At 70.3% G+C, this 17,846-nt stretch carries 15 protein-coding genes and 1 pseudogene; 7 read left to right on the forward strand and 9 right to left on the reverse strand.

The annotated features are described in order from the left end of the window. Positions 1–14: 14 nt before the first annotated feature. The 5 genes from ABH940_RS28520 (at position 15) to ABH940_RS28540 (ending at position 6,082) form a co-directional block, all read left to right on the forward strand. Complete coding sequence (locus ABH940_RS28520) at positions 15–1,418, forward strand: MFS transporter (RefSeq protein ID WP_370106570.1); 1,404 nt, start codon at positions 15–17, stop codon at positions 1,416–1,418. Between the two features lie 63 nt (positions 1,419–1,481). Further along, the gene (gene bioB / locus ABH940_RS28525; protein ID WP_370071945.1) at positions 1,482–2,642 is read left to right on the forward strand and encodes a biotin synthase BioB; all 1,161 of its coding nucleotides are present in this window, start codon (positions 1,482–1,484) and stop codon (positions 2,640–2,642) included. Between the two features lie 371 nt (positions 2,643–3,013). Continuing rightward, complete coding sequence (locus ABH940_RS28530) at positions 3,014–3,235, forward strand: hypothetical protein (RefSeq protein ID WP_370071946.1); 222 nt, start codon at positions 3,014–3,016, stop codon at positions 3,233–3,235. A gap of 2 nt (positions 3,236–3,237) precedes the next feature. Then, on the forward strand, positions 3,238–4,164 hold the full coding sequence (locus tag ABH940_RS28535; RefSeq protein WP_370071947.1) for a TauD/TfdA dioxygenase family protein: 927 nt from the start codon (positions 3,238–3,240) through the stop codon (positions 4,162–4,164). A gap of 241 nt (positions 4,165–4,405) precedes the next feature. Further along, a complete protein-coding gene (locus ABH940_RS28540; protein WP_370071948.1) occupies positions 4,406–6,082 on the forward strand; it encodes a long-chain fatty acid--CoA ligase in 1,677 nt (558 codons plus the stop codon). A 190-nt stretch (positions 6,083–6,272) separates the two neighbouring features. On the opposite strand, the gene ABH940_RS28545 is transcribed toward ABH940_RS28540, so the two are convergent. Then, a complete protein-coding gene (locus ABH940_RS28545) occupies positions 6,273–9,035 on the reverse strand; it encodes a SpoIIE family protein phosphatase (protein ID WP_370106571.1) in 2,763 nt (920 codons plus the stop codon). Positions 9,036–9,323: 288 nt separating this feature from the next. Here ABH940_RS28545 and ABH940_RS28550 point away from each other — a divergent pair, with 288 nt between their 5' ends. Continuing rightward, positions 9,324–9,611, forward strand: a complete 288-nt coding sequence (locus ABH940_RS28550; protein ID WP_370106572.1) for a hypothetical protein — start codon at positions 9,324–9,326, stop codon at positions 9,609–9,611. Between the two features lie 477 nt (positions 9,612–10,088). Here the strand turns inward: ABH940_RS28550 and ABH940_RS28555 are convergent, their stop codons facing one another. The 5 genes from ABH940_RS28555 to ABH940_RS28575 all read right to left on the reverse strand — a co-directional run bounded on the left by ABH940_RS28555 (position 10,089) and on the right by ABH940_RS28575 (position 12,081). After that, complete coding sequence (locus ABH940_RS28555) at positions 10,089–10,277, reverse strand: DUF5808 domain-containing protein (protein ID WP_370106573.1); 189 nt, start codon at positions 10,275–10,277, stop codon at positions 10,089–10,091. A gap of 249 nt (positions 10,278–10,526) precedes the next feature. Beyond that, positions 10,527–10,700 (reverse strand): hydrophobic protein, encoded by a 174-nt coding sequence (locus ABH940_RS28560; RefSeq protein ID WP_370071951.1) that lies wholly within the window; start codon positions 10,698–10,700, stop codon positions 10,527–10,529. A gap of 137 nt (positions 10,701–10,837) precedes the next feature. Continuing rightward, the gene (locus tag ABH940_RS28565; RefSeq protein WP_370071952.1) at positions 10,838–11,179 is read right to left on the reverse strand and encodes a PRC-barrel domain containing protein; all 342 of its coding nucleotides are present in this window, start codon (positions 11,177–11,179) and stop codon (positions 10,838–10,840) included. Positions 11,180–11,299: 120 nt separating this feature from the next. Then, complete coding sequence (locus ABH940_RS28570) at positions 11,300–11,473, reverse strand: CsbD family protein (protein WP_370071953.1); 174 nt, start codon at positions 11,471–11,473, stop codon at positions 11,300–11,302. A gap of 80 nt (positions 11,474–11,553) precedes the next feature. Continuing rightward, a complete protein-coding gene (locus ABH940_RS28575) occupies positions 11,554–12,081 on the reverse strand; it encodes a hypothetical protein (protein WP_370106574.1) in 528 nt (175 codons plus the stop codon). A gap of 151 nt (positions 12,082–12,232) precedes the next feature. Between ABH940_RS28575 and ABH940_RS28580 the strand changes: the two genes are divergently transcribed. Further along, the gene (locus ABH940_RS28580) at positions 12,233–12,940 is read left to right on the forward strand and encodes a TetR/AcrR family transcriptional regulator (protein WP_370071955.1); all 708 of its coding nucleotides are present in this window, start codon (positions 12,233–12,235) and stop codon (positions 12,938–12,940) included. A gap of 525 nt (positions 12,941–13,465) precedes the next feature. Here ABH940_RS28580 and ABH940_RS28585 read toward each other — a convergent pair. The 3 genes and pseudogenes from ABH940_RS28585 to ABH940_RS28595 form a co-directional block, all read right to left on the reverse strand. After that, positions 13,466–14,920: a glycosyltransferase family 2 protein gene (locus ABH940_RS28585; RefSeq protein WP_370106575.1), complete on the reverse strand. Its 1,455-nt coding sequence runs from the start codon at positions 14,918–14,920 to the stop codon at positions 13,466–13,468. 201 nt (positions 14,921–15,121) lie between these two features. Continuing rightward, positions 15,122–16,072 (reverse strand): glycoside hydrolase family 26 protein, encoded by a 951-nt coding sequence (locus tag ABH940_RS28590; protein ID WP_370106576.1) that lies wholly within the window; start codon positions 16,070–16,072, stop codon positions 15,122–15,124. A 169-nt stretch (positions 16,073–16,241) separates the two neighbouring features. Continuing rightward, positions 16,242–17,758 (reverse strand): annotated as a pseudogene (locus ABH940_RS28595) (alpha-amylase family glycosyl hydrolase). Between the last annotated feature and the right edge of the window lie 88 nt (positions 17,759–17,846).

Below are 17,846 nucleotides of genomic sequence, written 5' to 3' on the forward strand. Positions count from 1 at the left end.
CCAGGAGGTTCGTCATGCGCGAAACCCATGCCGTTTCAGGCCCGGTGGCGACCACCGACCTGCTCGCCCGCCTGGACCGGCTCCCCGTGACGAGGACAGCTCTGCTGACCACGGTGCTGCTGACCGTCGTCTGGGTCGCGGAGGGGTTCGAGGCCGGCATCATCGGCCCCGTCCTGCTCATCGTGAAAGGGCCCTGGCATCTGACCTCGCAGAGCACCGCCCAGCTGGGCATCGCCTCGACCCTCGGCATTCTCGTCGGTGCGGCGCTCGCGGGCCGTCTCGCGGACCGCTACGGACGCAAGGTCGTGCTGCTCTACGGCATCAGCTCGTTCTCGCTCTTCGCCGCAGCCTGCTCGGTCTCCCCGGACACCGGCTGGATCATGGCGATGCGTGCCTTGGGCGGCCTCGCACTCGGCGCGGTCTTCCCGATCCCCTACCTGCTGCTCTCGGAGTTGTTGGGGAAACGATCCCGCGCCAAGGTGATCGCCACCGCCTCCGCCGTGCTCGCGCTGAGCTACGTCATCCCCGAGCTCGCCGCGCTCGCCGTGATCGGCAACACGTCCTTCACCTGGTCCTGGCGCATCCTGTTCCTCCTCGGCGCCCTGCCCGCCGTGGCGATCCCCTTCATCCACCTCCACCTGCCGGAGAGCCCCCGCTGGCAGCTGCTCAACGGCCGGACGGCACAGGCTCAGGCTCTCGTCGAGCGGATGGAACGCGAGGCGGGACTCGCGGACGGGGAGGGCCTGGCGCACCCCGGGATCACCGATGTCGTGCAGACCGAGTACGAGGCTCACGCCGCACCGGGCCACCGGGCCACGGCTCTGCTGCGCCGGCCACTCCTGGGTCGGTTCGCGCTGTCCCTGCTGATCTGCGTCGGCGGTACCGCGAGCGGCTACGTGATGGTCGTCTACGCGCCGACGCTGTACGCGGGCATGGGACTGTCCAGCCACCAAGCGCTGCTCGCCACCGCCGCGCTCGTCGTCGCAGGGGTGGTCGGCGCGCTGACGGTGGGACGCATGGCGGACCGCATCGGGCGCAAGAAGACCTTTCTGGTCCTCAGCCTCGGTTCCGTCGTCGGCTACAGCCTGCTGGCGATGTCACCGAACGCGTCACTGAGCGTCTGCTTCGGGCTTCTCGCGGCGTTCTTCAGCACCGGCATGGTGCCCTTCTCCCGGCTGTTCACGGCCGAGCAGTTCCCCTCCTCCATACGGGGAACGGCAGCCGGATGGGTGGAGTCGATCGGCCGCCTCTTCGGTGGTGTCGTCGTGGCCGGGTCCGTCCCCTACGTCCAGGCCCACTGGGGGAACGGCGCGCCGTTCTGGATCGTCGGCGCCGTCTTTCTGCTCTGCCTGGGACCTGTCATGCTCCGCGCCCGCGAGACCACCGGCATGAGCATCGACCAGGCGGGAGCCGTCTGAACACCTGCCGCGCAACGTCATACCCCTCCCGCCCGAGCGCGAGGACTCCAGAGAAGAGGACCGATGGACCTGCTCGACACCCTCGTCGCCAAGGGACTGCGGCGCGAGCTGCCGACCCGCGAAGAAGCGCTCGCCGTCCTGGCGACCTCCGACGACGACCTGCTCGATGTGGTGGCCGCCGCCGGCAAGGTGCGCCGCCGGTGGTTCGGGCGCCGGGTGAAGCTCAACTACCTGGTGAACCTGAAGTCCGGGCTCTGCCCCGAGGACTGCTCGTACTGCTCGCAGCGCCTCGGCTCGACGGCCGGCATCCTCAAGTACACCTGGCTGAAGCCCGACGAGGCCTCGCAGGCCGCGGCCGCCGGCGTCGCCGGCGGCGCGAAGCGGGTGTGTCTGGTGGCGAGCGGGCGAGGCCCCACTGACCGGGACGTCGACCGGGTCTCGAAGACCATCGAGGCGATCAAGGAGCAGAACCAGGGCGTGGAGGTGTGCGCCTGCCTCGGCCTGCTCTCCGACGGCCAGGCGCAGCGGCTGCGTGCGGCCGGCGCGGATGCCTACAACCACAACCTCAACACCTCGGAGGCCACGTACGGGGACATCACGACCACGCACACCTACGCGGACCGGGTCGAGACGGTGCAGCAGGCGCAGGCTGCCGGCCTGTCCGCCTGTTCCGGACTCATCGCGGGCATGGGCGAGACCGACGAGGATCTCGTCGACGTGGTCTTCGCCCTGCGGGCCCTGGACGCGGACTCGGTGCCGGTCAACTTCCTCATCCCGTTCGAGGGCACCCCGCTGGCGAAGGAGTGGAACCTCACCCCGCAGCGCTGCCTGCGCATCCTGGCGATGGTGCGGTTCGTGTGCCCGGACGTGGAGGTCCGCATCGCGGGCGGTCGCGAGGTCCATCTGCGTTCGATGCAGCCGCTCGCACTGCAGTTGGCGAACTCGATCTTCCTGGGCGACTACCTCACCAGCGAGGGCCAGGCCGGCGGGGCCGACCTCGACATGATCGCGGACGCGGGCTTCGAGGTGGAGGGCGCGGGCACCACGACGCTGCCCGAGCACCGCGCGGCTGCACCAGCATCGCCCGGGTGCGGTTCGGGCGGGTACGGCGGCTGCGCCCCGTGCGGCGACGGCGCGCCCGATCCGACGCCGGGTCAGGCACGTCCGGACCTGGTCTCGGTGCGCCGTCGGGGCGCGGGTACCGACCTCGCGCCCAACGCCTGAACTGTTCCAGGCGTCTCCACGGCCACCTCGCGCTGCAGCCCCTGGTCGGAACTTCGTGACAGCCACTACGCGGGACGCAACCGAGCGGTCCGCAGCGGCGTCCAGCTGAGCACGCTTCAGTCCTCGGAGTCCAGGCCCAGGACGAACCACGGGTCGTCATCGCGTATGCCAGGCACCCCCGGCCGCCGGTCGGGGGTGCCTGGTGCGTCCGGGCCCCTGGCAGTCCGATGCATCCTGCGCGACGGGTCGCCAGGTGATCGACAGTGACGATCGCTGCGGTCTCTAGCGGCCACTTCCATCAATCGGTGCCTCCGGGCCAGACTGTACCCAGCGGTCACCGAAGCGAGCTGCGGAACCCGGCAGGCCGACGCATGGATCAACACCTCCTGCGTCGACGGCTGCAAGGAGAGGCCCGCTCCAACGTCGTGGACCGGGACGTGCCCTGCGCACCGCGACTCCAGGCCGACCACATCCTGGCCGACGGCCAACTGCCGTGCAGGGTCGACGTCTCGGGCGAGTCCCCGCTCAACATCGTCCATGTCGATCCGTGGCCGCTTCCCACCAGCACGACCGCAACAGAAAGGACACCGTAACCATGAGCAGCCTCACCATCCGACCGGTCGCCGGACACATCGGCGCCGACATCGACGGCGCGGACCTGTCCCAACCGCTGTCCGCCGCAACCGTCGAGGAGATCCGGCAGGCCCTCCACCGCCACAAGGTCATCTTCTTCCGCGGCCAGACGCTGGACCACGCCTCCCAGATCGCCTTCGCCCGTCGCTTCGGCGAGCTCACCTTCGCCCACCCGCACGACAATGCCCCGCCGGAGGAGCACCCGGAGATCTTCACTGTGGACCCGGCCCGCTTCGAGAAGCGCTTCGGCAAGGGCTTCCGGGACGAGTACCGCTGGCACACCGACGTCACCCCTGCGGTGAACCCGCCCGCGGGCTCCATCCTGCGTGCCGAGGTCGTCCCCGACTTCGGCGGCGACACCCAGTGGACCAACCTGGTCGCGGCCTACCAGGGGCTGTCCGCCCCGGTCCGCGCGTTCGTCGACACCCTGCGCGCCGAGCACCGCTACGGCGGCAGCTACGGGTTCAAGAACGACAACGAGTTCACCCGGGCCGTCAAGGAGAATCTGTTGGTGGCGGTCCACCCGGTGGTGCGCGTGCACCCGGAGACCGGGGAGCGCGCGCTCTTCGTCAACCCCGGCTTCACCAGCAGCATCGTCGACGTCTCCGCGAACGAGAGCCAGCACATCCTCGACCTGCTCTTCGCCGAGATCACCCGACCCGAGTACACGGTGCGGTTCCGCTGGGAGGCAGGGCACGTCGCCTTCTGGGACAACCGGGTCACCTCGCACCTCGCCCCGCGCGACCTGGAACACCTCGAGGTGGACCGGCGCCTGCACCGGGTCACCCTGCTCGGCGAGGTGCCGGTGGGCCCGGACGGGCGCGAGTCCGAGCTCGTCTGCGGACGACCGTTCACCGCCGACAACCGCGCGGTGCCCACCGCCTCCTGACCCCGCCACGCGGAACAGGAGCACGCGGCGGCCGCCGCCAGGAAGCCCACCGTCCAGGCCCTGCCCGACCGCGCTTCCCCGGCGGACGCCGGCGTCCTCAGCCGCCGGCGCTGCACCCGGGTGCCGCTCCCCGGCGGCACCGGTGGCTGAGGGCGGAAGCCCCGGCGGCCTTGCCGTCCCCGCCCCGGGATGACCGGCAACAGCGCCGCGGGGCGCAACCGACACATCAGGGAGGACCCGAATGCTCAGCACGATGCAGGACGTACCGCTCACCCTCGGCCGGATTCTGGTCCACGGTTCGACCCAGCACGGCCGCTCCACCGTCGCCACCTGGAACGGCACCTCGGCTCGGCACCGCGCCTATGCCGACGTCGGCGCACGGGCCGCCCGGCTCGCGCACGCGCTCCGGGACGAGCTCGGCGTGAGCGGTGACCAGCGGGTCGCCACCCTGATGTGGAACAACACCGAGCACCTTGAGATCTATCTCGCGGTGCCCGGCATGGGTGCGGTGCTGCACACCCTCAATCTGCGCCTGCCCACCCACCAGTTGGCCTTCATCATCAACCACGCGGCCGATCACGTGATCCTGGTCGACGACAGCGTCCTGCCGCTGCTCGCCCCCACTCTGCCGCTGCTCCAGACCACCCTCAGGCACATCGTCGTGGTCGGCGACGGCGACCGCAGCGCCCTCGCCGGCTTCACCGGCACCGTCCACGGCTACGAGGAGTTGATCGCGGACCGGCCGACCGAGTTCCCCTGGGCCACCGGGATCGACGAGCGCGCCGCCGCCGCCCTCTGCTACACCTCCGGCACCACCGGAGACCCCAAGGGCGTCGCCTACAGCCACCGCTCCATCTATTTGCACTGCCTTCAGGTCAACACCGTGGAGAGCTTCGGCTTCGGCACCCGCGACCGGATCCTCCCGGTGGTGCCGATGTTCCATGTCAACGCCTGGGGCGTCCCGCAGGCCGCCTTCATGTCCGGCGCCAACCTGCTGATGCCAGACCGGTTCCTCCAGCCCGAGGCGATCGCTCGGATGATCGCGGCCGAGCGCCCCACCTTCAGCGCTGCGGTCCCCACCATCTGGACCGGACTGCTCGGCGAGCTGGACCGCGGCTCGTACGACACCTCCTCACTGACACGGGTGGTGATCGGCGGCTCGGCCTGTCCGCCGGCCCTGATGCGCGCCTTCAAGGAACGCCACGGTATCGAGCTGATTCACGCCTGGGGCATGACCGAGACCTCCCCGCTGGGCTCGGTCGCCCACCCCCCGGCCGGCCTCACCCCAGAGGAGGAGCAGCCCTATCGGATCACCCAGGGCCGCTTCCCGGCCTCCGTGGAGGCCCGGTTGGCCGGCCTCGCCGGGGACTTCCTCCCGCACGACGGCCGGTCGGCCGGCGAACTCGAGGTCCGCGGCCCGTGGATCGCAGGCGCCTACTTCGGCGGCGCGATCGGCGACGGCACCGATGCGCACCCTGAGCGCCCGGACGACAAGTTCACCCCGGACGGCTGGCTGCGTACCGGGGACGTCGGCACACTTTCCCCCGAGGGCTACCTGACCCTGACCGACCGGGCCAAGGACGTGATCAAGTCCGGCGGCGAGTGGATCTCCTCCCAGGAGCTGGAGAACCACCTGATGGGCCACCCCGACGTAGCCGAGGCCGCCGTGGTCGCGGTACCCGACGACAAGTGGGGCGAGCGTCCGCTGGCCACCGTGGTGCTGCGTGACGGCGCCTCCGTCGACTTCGCCGCACTGCGGGCCTTCCTCGCCGAGCGGGTCGCCTCCTGGCAGCTGCCGGAGCGCTGGGCACTGATTCCGGCGGTGCCCAAGACCAGCGTTGGGAAGTTCGACAAAAAGCTGATCCGGACCCAGTACGCCGACGGAGAGCTGGAGATCGTTCTCGCGGGCAAGGCGTAGTCACCGCGGGCGGTGCGGCGTCAGCGTGACATCGCCTTACGACGTCGAGGATCCGCTCTCGCCGAGCAGGTCGGCGATCCGGCCCATTCTCCTCATGCCAGCTCGGCGCGTAGCCGGTTGCGTTCCGCGGCGATGATGGGACCGGGCGTGGCCGCCGCCCGATGGCGGCGCGGCACGGTGACTATCGGGATCACGGCAGGGGCTGCTCGGCCCAGACCACCTTGCCGTCGGCCGTGTACCGGGTGCCCCAGCGCTCGGAGAGCTGGGCGACCAGGAAGAGTCCCCGGCCGCCTTCGTCGCTGGTGGCTGCGTACCGCAGGTGTGGGGAGGTGCTGCTGCCGTCGAAGACCTCGCAGACGAGGGCCCGGTCACGCAGCAGGCGTACCCGGATCGGCTCCGTCGCGTAGCGGATGGCGTTCGTAGCAAGCTCGCTGACGATCAGTTCGGTGGCGAAGGCCAGCTCGTCCAGTTGCCAGGCGCTCAGCTGCTCGGTCACGTCCGCCCGGAGCCGGGCGACGGCCGCCGGGTCGGCCGGGAGGTCCCAGGCCACGACCTGGTCGGCCGGCAGTGCCCGGGTCCGGGCCACCAGCAGGGCGACGTCATCGGTGGGACGGCTGGGGAGCAGCGCGTCGAGCACCGCCTGGCAGGTCTCCTCCGGCGTCCGGTGCGGCCGGGCCAGCGCGGTACGCAGCAGGTCGAGGCCGATGTCGATGTCCCGTGCACGGTCCTCCACCAGGCCGTCGGTGTAGAGCACGAGTTGGCTACCCTCGGGCAGCTCCAGCTCCGCCGTCTCGAAGGGCGCGCCGACCAGGCCGAGCGGCGGCCCGGCGGGCAGGTCGGGGAACTCGACCGACCCGTCGGGGTGCACCAGCGCGGGCGGCAGGTGTCCGGCCCGGGCCATGCTGCAGCGCAGCGAGACGGGGTCGTAGATCGCGTACAGGCACGTCGCTCCGGTGATGGAGGTCTCGCCGTCGGTGGCCGCGCTGTCCTGGTCGATCTGGTTGACCAGGACGTCGAGATGGCCGAGCAGCTCGTCCGGCGGCAGGTCCAGGGTGGAGAAATTGTGCACGGCTGTGCGCAGGCGGCCCATGGTGGCCGCGGCGTGCAGGCCGTGGCCGACCACGTCGCCGACGACCAGCGCGATCCGGACGCCGGGCAGGGGGATGACGTCGAACCAGTCGCCGCCGACGCCGGCCTCGGCCGGCAGGTAGCGGTAGGCCACGTCCAGGGTGCTCTGCTCGGGCAGGCCTCCGGGGAGCAGGCTCTGCTGAAGGGTGACCGCCATCTGGTGCTCGCGGGTGAAGCGACGGGCGTTGTCGATGCACACGGCGGTGCGGGCCCCGAGCTCCTCGGCGACCGACAGGTCGTCGGCGTCGAACGGCTCGGGTTTCTCCGATCGGTAGAAGTGGGCCACGCCGAGCAGCAGGCCGCGGGCCAGCAGCGGCACGGTGACCAAGGAGTGGACGCCCTGCTCTAGGATCAGCTCGGCCCGCTCCGGGTCGGTCAGTCGCCATTTGGACGCGGGGTCGGACAGAGCGGGCTCGAGGACGGAGTGCCCGTCGAGGGCGTGGGCGTGCGGCGTTCCGGACGGCAACGGGATGGACGTCCCGACCGGGAAGAACGGAGTGTCCGGCCGGACGCCGTGGAGGGCGGCGCGACGCAGGTCCGTCGGCCGGCCAGGAGTGGGTTCGTCCCCGCGCAGCAGCGGCTCCGCCAGATCGACGGTCACGAAGTCGGCGAATCTCGGGACGGCCGCCTCGGTCAGTTCCTCCGCGGTGCGGGTCACGTCCAGCGTGGTGCCGATGGCGGCGCTGGCCTCGTAGAGCAGCTTGAGGCGCTTGCGGGCCTGGTCGGCTTTGCCGGTCAGGGCGCGCAGCTCGGTGGAGTCGCGCAGCGTGGCGACGACGCCGGATGGGCCGCCGTCGTGGCCGGTGGTCCGAATGTTGACCACGAGCAGCCGTTCGCCGGCGCTGACCACCTCGTCGGTGACGGCGTGCCCGGAGTCCAGCAGCTCGGTCAGGTGGTGGTCCAGACCCAGGTCGGTGACGAGCCGACGGCCGTACTCGCCGAGGGGTAGGTCGAGCAGTCGGCAGGCCTCGTCGTTGGCGAGCAGCATGCGGCGGTCGTCACCGATGATGAGGACGCCCTCGCGCACCGCGTGCAGTACCGCGTCGTGGTGCTCGTACATGCGGGTCATCTCAGCCGGGCCGAGGCCGTGGGTCTGGCGTCTCAGCCGCCGTACGACCAGCCAGGTCCCGGCGGTGGCGAGCCCGAGAGCCAGGGCGCCCGCCCCGAAGACGACCGGCAGCCGGTGCTGCGCGGTGCTGCTGATCTTCTTGAGCGTGATGCCCGCGGAGACAACGCCGATCACCCGGTGGTGGCTGTCGAAGACGGGGACGATCGCCTGCACCAGTGGGCCGATCGTGCCCTGGATGGTCTCGGTGACCGTCTGCCCGGCGAGCGCGGGGCCGATGTCGCCGACGAACTTCTTGCCGATCCGGTTGGGAATGGGGTGGGTGTAGCGGATTCCGTGGTCGTCAGTGACCACGACGAAGTCCACGCCGGTCGCCAGGCGGGTGGCCTCGGCGCGCGGCTGGAGCAGCGCGGTCGGGTGGGCCGACTCCATCGCGGCCACGGTTCCGGGGGCGTTGGCGAACGTCTGGGCCACCGCGAGCGACCGGTTCCTGGCCTCCACCGTGGTGTCGTGCTGGGCTTGGACGAAGACCTCGATGCCTGCGGCCAGCACCAGCACCAGGATGATCACGACCTGGAGGATGAAAACCTGTCCGGCGACGCTGCGCATGCCGAGGATCGCCCGGCGACGCTCAGGCGGAAGCTGCCGGTCCGGGCGCCGGTCACTTTGCTGATCCCGCTCCGGGCGCGGGCCGCCCCGGTCCCCATCGGTGGAACCGGGGCCTGTGGGGGCCCGGGAACGGCCCCAGAACCGGGCCATACGCCTATGAAACACCGCTCTCATCAAGGCGGCCAACGGGCGGCGGGCCATGGCTCGGTGACGGAAAGGGCGGGATCGGCTGCCTCGGCCGGGTCAGAGAGACGGTGGAGGGCGCGCCCGCTCCTTGGTTGGCCGCGGATCTCCTCGGCCGTCGCCGACGCGGCACGGGAGCCTTGTCGTTATCCTGTGCCACCTGGGGCGGCCGTCCGGACGCTCCGCACCGCACCGGAGGGTGACGCCGCCCGCCCGGCGGCGTGACCGCGCCTGGCCCTGGATATCCGACCGGGCATGACCACCACCCTCACGCGCGCCGCCGCCACCGCCGCCCTGCTCGGCGCCCTCCTCGCCACCGCCCCCGCGGCCACCGCGGCCACCCGCCCCGCACCGCGCGCCGCCGCTGCCACCCCGCACACCCGCGGCCTCCTCACCCCTGTCAGAGCGGCCTACAACGGCCTCGGGTCCTTCCTCAACGGCGTCAGCAGCGACCTTGGCAGCGGCGGCCTGCTCGGCGGTAGCGTCCTCGACATCACCGACCTCCTTACCGCCACTGCCTCCCGAGTCGGCAACGCCGTCTAGCGCACCACCCGGCATACATGTCCCTCAAGCCCCCGAGCCGCCCTGGCGCGGCCCGGGGGCGGCGTGCCGATGACCCCTACGTGCCCAGCTGCGGGGCATGCGCGGGGACGCGTCATTCTTGACGGTCATTCATGCAGGTCAGCCCCGGTTCGGCGCGCGGTCTGCAAAGGCTGGCCAGGGCAAGAAGGAACGGTCGCAGGAGCGGGAGGACGAGTGGCCGCCGTTGGCGGCGGCTCGGGAGGCCCGGCGGATGCGGGACGAGACGCTGCGTGTGCTGCCTGATCATCCGCTGTTGTTGCATCAGACGCCCGGCCGGCCCCTTGATGTACGGACCGCGCCAGATGATCAGCTCCGTCGACCGGTCCAGTCATGCTCGCCCGAGAATGCCGGTATCTGCTCGACAGCAAGCTCGAGGACGCATTGTCGGGGGTCCACCGGATGCCTAAAACCTAGCCGTGTTGCGCCTTGTGGTTCCGGTCAGCCCTTGTAGGCGGCGGCAAGCACAGCGATCAGGATCGGCGCTGCGAACATCAGCCAGGCCACCGGGTGGGCGAAATTCAGCGTGCGGCCGAAGCCTATTCGCTTGGGCACCAGGATCCGGCGATCATCCCGGTTGACGCAGAACTGGCCCAGCTTCCAGTAACGATCGTCGTCGTCCCAGCTCACGGCCATCGCCTCCAGTCCCAGCCTCGCGATTCCAAGGTAGCTCGCCGCAAGACAACGCAAGCCAGGAACGCATCGGCCGTCTCCGTCCGGCACGTTGAACCCTGGACGCCCTATGTACTCGGCACGGCTGCCGCCCTGCACGGCCGCGTGCAGGGCGAGAAGGTTCTGTTGTCACGCTCCCGGTCAAGCCCGGGCGCCATGCGGTGCCGGGCTTGACCGGCGGGTTGTCACGTTGTCTGCCTGCTGCGGCTACCAGCGGTACCAGCGGCCGCGGCCGCCCGCGCCGGCGCGCTCGCCGCGGAAGACGAAGCCGAGCAGCCACAGGGCCAGGACGACCAGCGCGATCCACCACAGGGCATGCAGGGCGAACCCGGCGCCGCCCAGAACCAGTGCCAGGAGAAGGACAACGATCAGGAGAACCATGGGGAACACCTCCTTTCCCTAAGTTGTGCGGAGGCGCGGTCTCAGGTCCCGGAGGGGGACGGGGTGGGCGGGTCGGTGCGCGCTCGGGTTGTCCGGCGCGGGGGTGTCGTCCATGCCCGCGTGCCTGGCTGGGCTGTTCAGCGGGGTGCGTAGTAGGTGCCGATGGTGGCGCGGTAGCCGGTGTCGTCGCGGTGGGCGTCGGGGTCGTACTCAGGTGCGTTCTTGATCTGGTCCCTGGTGAGGGCGACGCGGATGGTCTCCTGGCCGGCGTCGACGAGGGTGACGGTGCCGGCGGGCAGCATCACGTGTTTGCCGAAGAGGCACGGCTTGCAGTTGACGACGATGAACGCGGAGCCGACGTCGTCGGCGGCGTCGTCGACCTTCCCGATGCGGCGGTCGATCGCGTCGACCTGGTAGCCGGTCAGGTCGGTGCCGGTGGTGTACTGGGCGGTGGGGCGGTAGCCCCAGATGTCGGTCATGCGGTGATTCCCTTTCGCGATGTGGCTGCCGCCGGGGGCCAGCCCCCGGCGGCAGCGCGGCTGGAGTGGTGCCCTGCCTGGCAAGTGACGGCGCGGCAGGTTGTTGACCGGACGCCTGGGTCAGTGCTTGAAGGCGTCCTTGACCTTGGCTCCGGCCTGCTTGACGTCGCCCTTGGCCTGGTCGGCGCGGCCTTCGGCTTCAAGGGGCCGGTCGCCGGTGGCGCGGCCAGCGGCCTTCTTCATGCCGCCCTTGACCGTTTCGGCCTTGTGCGCGGCCTTCTTGCCGATGCTCATGACTGCTTCCCTTCGCTGGACTGGTGATCGTCAGGGGTGCCGGGCGACTACCGACCGGGTTTTCCTTGCGGGGCTGCTTCTCACCCGAAGGGGGCCGGGTCACCGCCCGCTGCCTCGCCGTCCGGCGCTGCGCGTGCACCGGTCGGCGTGGCGCGCATCCGTGGGTCCCGGTCGAGCAGGTCCTCGCGCTGGTTGAGCAGGTCCTCGCGCTGTTCGGCGAGGTCGTCCCGCTGCCGGGCCAGGTCGTCGTGTTCCTGGGCGACGCTTGCCGTCTTCGCACGCGCCGTGTCGCGCTGCCCGGCCAGGGCGTCGCGGTCCTTGTCGACGGCTGCGGTCTCGCGGCGGGAGTGCCGCAGGTCGCGGCGGGCGACAAGTCCCCGGCGGGAGGTGCGGCGGGCGCCGGTCAGCAGCAGGCCCAGACCCAGCATGGCGGCGGCGCCGACGATGATGCCGAACAGGAACAGCGTTCCGGTGGAGCCGTTCATGTGGTGGCCGAAGACCGAGAACGCGCCGTTGAGGGCGTGTGCGCTGCCGGTGTTGCTGAAGAATCCCGCGACGGCCACGACGGCCGCGACGACCAGGATGATGAGTCCGAGGATAATGATCATGACGTTTCCTCCTAAAAAGGACATACGCCGTATATCTACAGTGAACTCCTTGGCTAGACTGGTGTCTACACCGTAGGTCTACGGGTTTGCAGGTGGCACGGGTCCTCCACCCGATGGCGGGCCCGGCGTGGCGAGAGAGAAGGTGCTTGGCATGGATGCGTCCTTGGTCCGTCACACGCTCCGGGAGGAAGAAAGGGCGCACCCGGACGGCAAGCTCACCCGGGAGCGGATGCTGGCCTGTGCCCTGGAGATCGTCGACCGCGACGGCGTCGAGAAGCTGTCCATGCGCGCCCTGGCCAGAGCGCTGGGCCGCGACCCGATGAGCCTGTACCGCCACGCGGACAACAAGGCCGCCCTGCTCGACGGCGTCGCCGAAACCGTCATGGCCGAGCTCACCGTGGATCCCACCGACCCCGACTGGATGGCCCAACTACGCGCCGTGGCTCACCGGTTCCGCCGCGTCGCCCTGGCCCACCCGCACGTGGTACCCCTGCTGGTCACCCGCCCACTGGCCACACCACTCGCACTGCGCCCGCACGGCACCTTGCGCCCGCTGGAGGACGTCCTGGCCCTGCTCACCCGCGCCGGCTTCAGCGGCGCCGACGCCCTGCACATCTACCGCGCCCTGTTCGGCTTCCTGCATGGACACATCCTCAACGAACTCCAGGAACTCGTCGAAAACCCCGACGAAACGGACGACCTGCTCCGCCTGGGCCTCCACCACCTGCCGATCCGCGAATTCCCCCAGCTCCGCGGCCTCGCCACCGTCCTGGCCTCCTACGACGGCGCGACCGAACTCGAACGCGGCCTCGACATCCTCCTCACCGGACTGACCGCCACCACCAAACCTGCGACGTAGCGCCAGCCGCTCCCCGTGCAGTCGCGGCCGTGGACGTCAGCGCCAAACTTCTCCTGATTGGCTGCTGATGCCCGATCAGAGACGCTGGCGCCCCGCGATATTGCGGCGTGTCGCGCTGTGAAGACCACCTTCGGTCGGAGGTGTCCTTGGCCCTCCCAAGGGGCATGAGGTGCGGACGACCAGGAATCGGCGACCGGCTCCGGACTGCAGGTGACGGGGTCCGGCCCCGGACGGCTGCCGAGCTGGTCGGCTACGGGACGGCATGTGCGGGGTGGGGATGAGCTGGTCGGGTGGTCCGAGATCGGCCCGACAATGCCGGAAGCCACCGGGGTCGACGCTATGCCGCAGGTGTACGAGTACGAGTGGTCGAGCGCGGCGGCCACCGAGCGGGCGGCCCCCGTCGGCCGGATGACGGCCCGTCACGCCGCGGACTGTGGTCGTGGGGCAATCCTCAGGATGGCAGCAGTGGGGGGTCTATCTGACGGACGGCCTGCACGCCCCCCGCACCTGTGAACTGAGGCCTTCTCACTGACGCCAGGGCGGGATTTCGCCGTGCGGTTGTTCGCCGCTGGGTAGGGACAGGAGCAGCCCGAGGGGGTGGAGGCGGCTGAGGCGGATGGTGGCCGCGGCGACGCCGCACAGTACGAAGGCCGCGATGAGGGTCCAGGCGATGCCGAGGGCGATGCAGGCAAGGGCCAGGCCTACGACGGCGGCGAGTAGGAGGGTGAAGCCTGCTGTTGTGGTGGCCGCCGCGCGCAGGCGGCGGGTTCGGCTGTGCGTGCGTTCCCAGGTGGCGCCGGTACCGGTCAGTATGTCGATGAGGGTTTTGGCGTAGATCACGTTGAGGAACTGGTCGAAGAGGACCTCGGGCACGATCATGACGGCCAGGAGCAGGGCCTTCCATCCGCCGCGTTTGGCGGCCCAGATGCGTTCGAAGGCGGCGATGGAGGTGATCCCGAGCCAGAACCATGGCCACCCGGGGAAGCCCTTGGTGACGGTGTTGTAGAGCAGGACGGTGAGGAAGAAGGGGACGAAGGCCACGCTGAGGTAGGTGAGCAGTTGCCGGCAGATGTAGGGCAGGGTGACCCGGGTGGTGCCGTAGGCCTTGAGGTTGTCCAGGGCGCCCCGTTGCCAGCGCAGCCGCTGGTAGTACAGCCGGGACCAGGTGGGCATGAGTTCGGTGCCCACGATGCCGGCGCACGGTGACACGCAGCGGTAGCCGAGGTGCTTGAGTGCGAGGGTGAGTTCGTTGTCCTCGGTCAGCGACTCCACGTCGTAGACATCGCGGCCTCGGGGCAGTGAGCCGTGGGCGCGGGCCTGGTGGACGTGGCGCAGGGCGTGGACGGGGTAGAGGGAGGCGGTGCCGGTCAGGACGTCGGCGCGGCCGTGGCGGCGGTGGAGTTCACGGGCGTAGCGCACGTACTCGTTGTTCTGGAGGTGGCAGACCAGGCCGCGCAGGGGGTAGCCGAAGAAGATGGCGCCGACGCCACCGATGGGTGACTGGTCGGGTTCCTGGTGGCGCAGGCGCCGGGCCGCTTCGGCGATGAACTGGGGGGAGAGTGAGGTGTCGGAGTCCATGACCATGACGGCGTCGTGGTCGCTCAGCTGCGGCAGCAGCCGGTCCAGGACCTGGTTGAGCGCGCCCGCCTTGTCCTGTGTATTGCCGACCGTTTCGATGGCCTTGGCGCCGTGGGCGCTGCTGATCCGAGCCGTCTGGTCGGTGCAGCGGTCGGCGACCACGATGACCTCGTCCGGCGGCCTGGTCTGGGCCGCCAGGGACTCCAGGGTCTCGGCGATGAGCGCTTCCTCGTTGTGGGCCGGTACCAGCACGACGATGCGTCCCGGCCCGGCGTAGCGCAGGTCCGGGATGTGCCCGGGCTTGGTGCGGCCCTCCCGGGTCAGGTTCCTGGGCTGGCGTACGAACGCCGGCCCGCGCGCCTCCTTGCGCGTCTGTCCCCGTGTCGGTCCGAACCGGCTCACCAGTGACTCCTCCACATCCCACGCCAAGCGGCCGGGCCGAAGCCTCAAGGCCTCACGTACAGGATTCTGGCGCCGGGTCGCCCCGGCCCGGGTGGTGCTTGACCCGAACAGAGCAGCAGCCGTCCCCCGATCGGGGCTGCGGTGGGTCTGCCGAAGTGCTCGGCAGCCGGGCGCCGCTCGGGTCGGCGCATGCGTCCCGCCCTATGCGGAGGTATAGAGCGCGGACGCGATGCCGGTACGGAAGGCGCTCAGGGCCGCGGGGGAGGACCAGACGCGCCAGTCGGTTTCCTTGTCGGCGTTGAACCACATCAGGCCGCCGATCCGCGTGTCGCCGGCGACGGCGGCGAACATCGCCGTTATCCAGGCGGCCTTGTCGCCGCCCAGCTCCGTGCAGCCCACCTCGGTGAGCCAGAGCGGCTTCACGGTGAGGGTGCGGATGGTGGCGATGGTGGGGTTGAAGACCTCGGTGAAGCTCTGCCAGGTGCGACCGCTGCGGGAGGTGCCCCAGTTGTAGCCGTCGACGCCCACCAGGTCCACATACTCGTCCCCCGGGTAGACCTCGGACAGGGGCGTCGAGTCGGTGTACTGGTTGATCGGGGTCCACAGCCACTTCACGTTGGTGGCGCCGGCCGCGGTGAAGACCGTCCGGATGTGCTTCCACGCCGCGACGTACTGCGCGGTGGTGTTCCCGTTGACTCCTGGATCCCACGGGTTCCAGTTCCCGTTCATCTCCGCGCCCCATCGCAGGTAGACGGTCGTGCCGAAGGCTCTCGCGGCGATCGCCCACTGCGCGATGTACGCGTCGAACTTCCCGGCGAGGATCTTCGACAGTGCGTAGGCGGGCTGGTTCACACCGCCGCTCGAGTCCCAGGACTCCCATGTGATGAACGGCGTCTGCCCGCGCGAGCGGACGTAGAGGGCGTCGGAGGTCGGGAACGGCTGCCGCCCCTCCCACTGGACGTACCACTGCACCGTGCTGGGGCGCCGACCCACGGCAGCGTCGTACTGGTCCAGCTGACCGTGCCATCCCGCCGGATCCCCATCGGGGTCGGGGATATAGGCCCCGGTAGTGACGCTGCGGACCGATCTCTCGGGCGAGGCAGTGGGGAGAGAAGCGCCGGCGGAAGCCAGCGCCAGCAGGATCAGCCACATCCAGGCCTTCATCCGCGGCCCAGCCGGAAAGCTGGCCGTGCCCGGGGCAGCGAACGCTCCACCACTTCATTCACTCCATCCTCAGCCTTCGGTGGCCGATCCCCATGATTGCGCAGTGAAAGACCGCCAGTTCGCAGTCGCAGATCCGGCGCCGTGGACAGACGGGTCGTCACCGGGCCAGCCAGACTGCCGCGTCGCCGGGCAGCAGCCCGGCCTCCAGGGGGACACTGCTCAGCAGCACCTCCCGGTGGTCCGGCAGCCGAACCGGCTCTTGGCCCAGGTTGACGACGCATCGGAATCCGAGGCTTCCCTCTCCCAGCGCCGGGTGGACCCGCCGGATGTGAAGTGCCTTCCGATAGAGCTCGAGCATCGACCGCTCGTCGCCTTTCTGAGCCTGCGCGGTGAGCTGCTTCCACTGCGGCGGTTGAGGCAGCCATGGGACTTTCTGGGCGTGGTCGGGGCTGAAGCCGAACGGCGGGGCGAGCGCCAGCATGAGCCGGACGGCCGCCCGCGCACGCCGCGTACCCAGCGCCAGGTCGACCGGACCGGGCGGGGAGTGGTTGGCGAGTGTGTGAACCGGGCCGTCGGACTGCGCCCTGCCGTAGCGGGTGAGGTGGCGCACGACATCGTGGTTGGAGAGCACCCAGGTCGCCGGGGCGCCGACGGCCGCCATCGCCGAAGGGAGCTGTCGATCGCGATAGGCAGAGTATCCGCCCGCCACGAGGCCGTCAGACAGTCGAAGTTGAAAGCGGTGTGCAGTTCATCGGCCCGGACGTATCGTGCCAGGCGTTCGGACGCGCCCACGCACGCCTCGGCGAGGAACACGCGGGGTGCGGGATCGGAGTCGGCCACCGCGCGCCAGCCGCGGAAGATCTCGTGGACCCCTTCTCGGTCCCAAAGGGGGTGGCCGGGATGGGCGGCCGATGCGGTGAGCTCGATGTCCGAGGGGACAAGGTCGGGCAGGCCCGGGGCCTTGATCATCGCGTGCGCGACATCGATGCGGATCCCGTCGACGCCCAGATCGAACCAGAACCGCAGGATCGACTCGAACTCCCGGCGGACCAGCGGGCTGTCCCAGTTGAGGTCGGGTTGCTCGGGCGCGAACAGATGGAGGTACCACGTCCCGGCCCTGCCGTCGGGTTCGACGATGCGGGTCCACGCGGAGCCACCGAAGACGCTGCGCCAGTTGTTGGGCGGGGCGTCACCTCCCGGGCCGACGCCAGGCCTGAAGATGTAGCGGTCGCGCTCGACGCAGTCGGGGCTGCCGGCCAACGCCTCGCGCAACCACGGGTGCTGGGCGGATGTGTGATTGGGCACGATGTCGATCACCAGGCGCAGGCCCAGCGCATGGATCTCCTCGATCATCGCACGGGCGTCGAACATGGTGCCGAAGACAGGATCGATGGCCCTGTCGTCGGCGACGTCGTAGCCGTCGTCGACCATCGGCGAGGGGAACCAGGGATTGATCCACAGCGCGTCCACGCCGAGCCCCGCCAGGTAGGGCGAGCGCTGGTGCAACCCGGCGAGGTCCCCGACACCATCACCGTTCCCATCGGCGAAACTGCGCAGGTAGACCTGGTAGCAGACCGCGTCACGCCACCAGTCGCGAACATCGGCAGACGGCCGGTTCTCCGAAACGCCCAGAGCCCGCCCGCGCTCACGCCGGCGTCGTTGTTCCGCTCCCATCGGCCCAGAATGCCGCGCACACGTCCGGACCGTGGCTCTGGCACGCCGAAGAGACGAACCGGCTCCGCTGAGCACGGTCACGGTTGGC

Origin of the sequence: Streptacidiphilus sp. BW17 (assembly GCF_041262485.1) — a bacterium.
In the GTDB taxonomy this organism is placed as follows: domain Bacteria; phylum Actinomycetota; class Actinomycetes; order Streptomycetales; family Streptomycetaceae; genus Streptacidiphilus.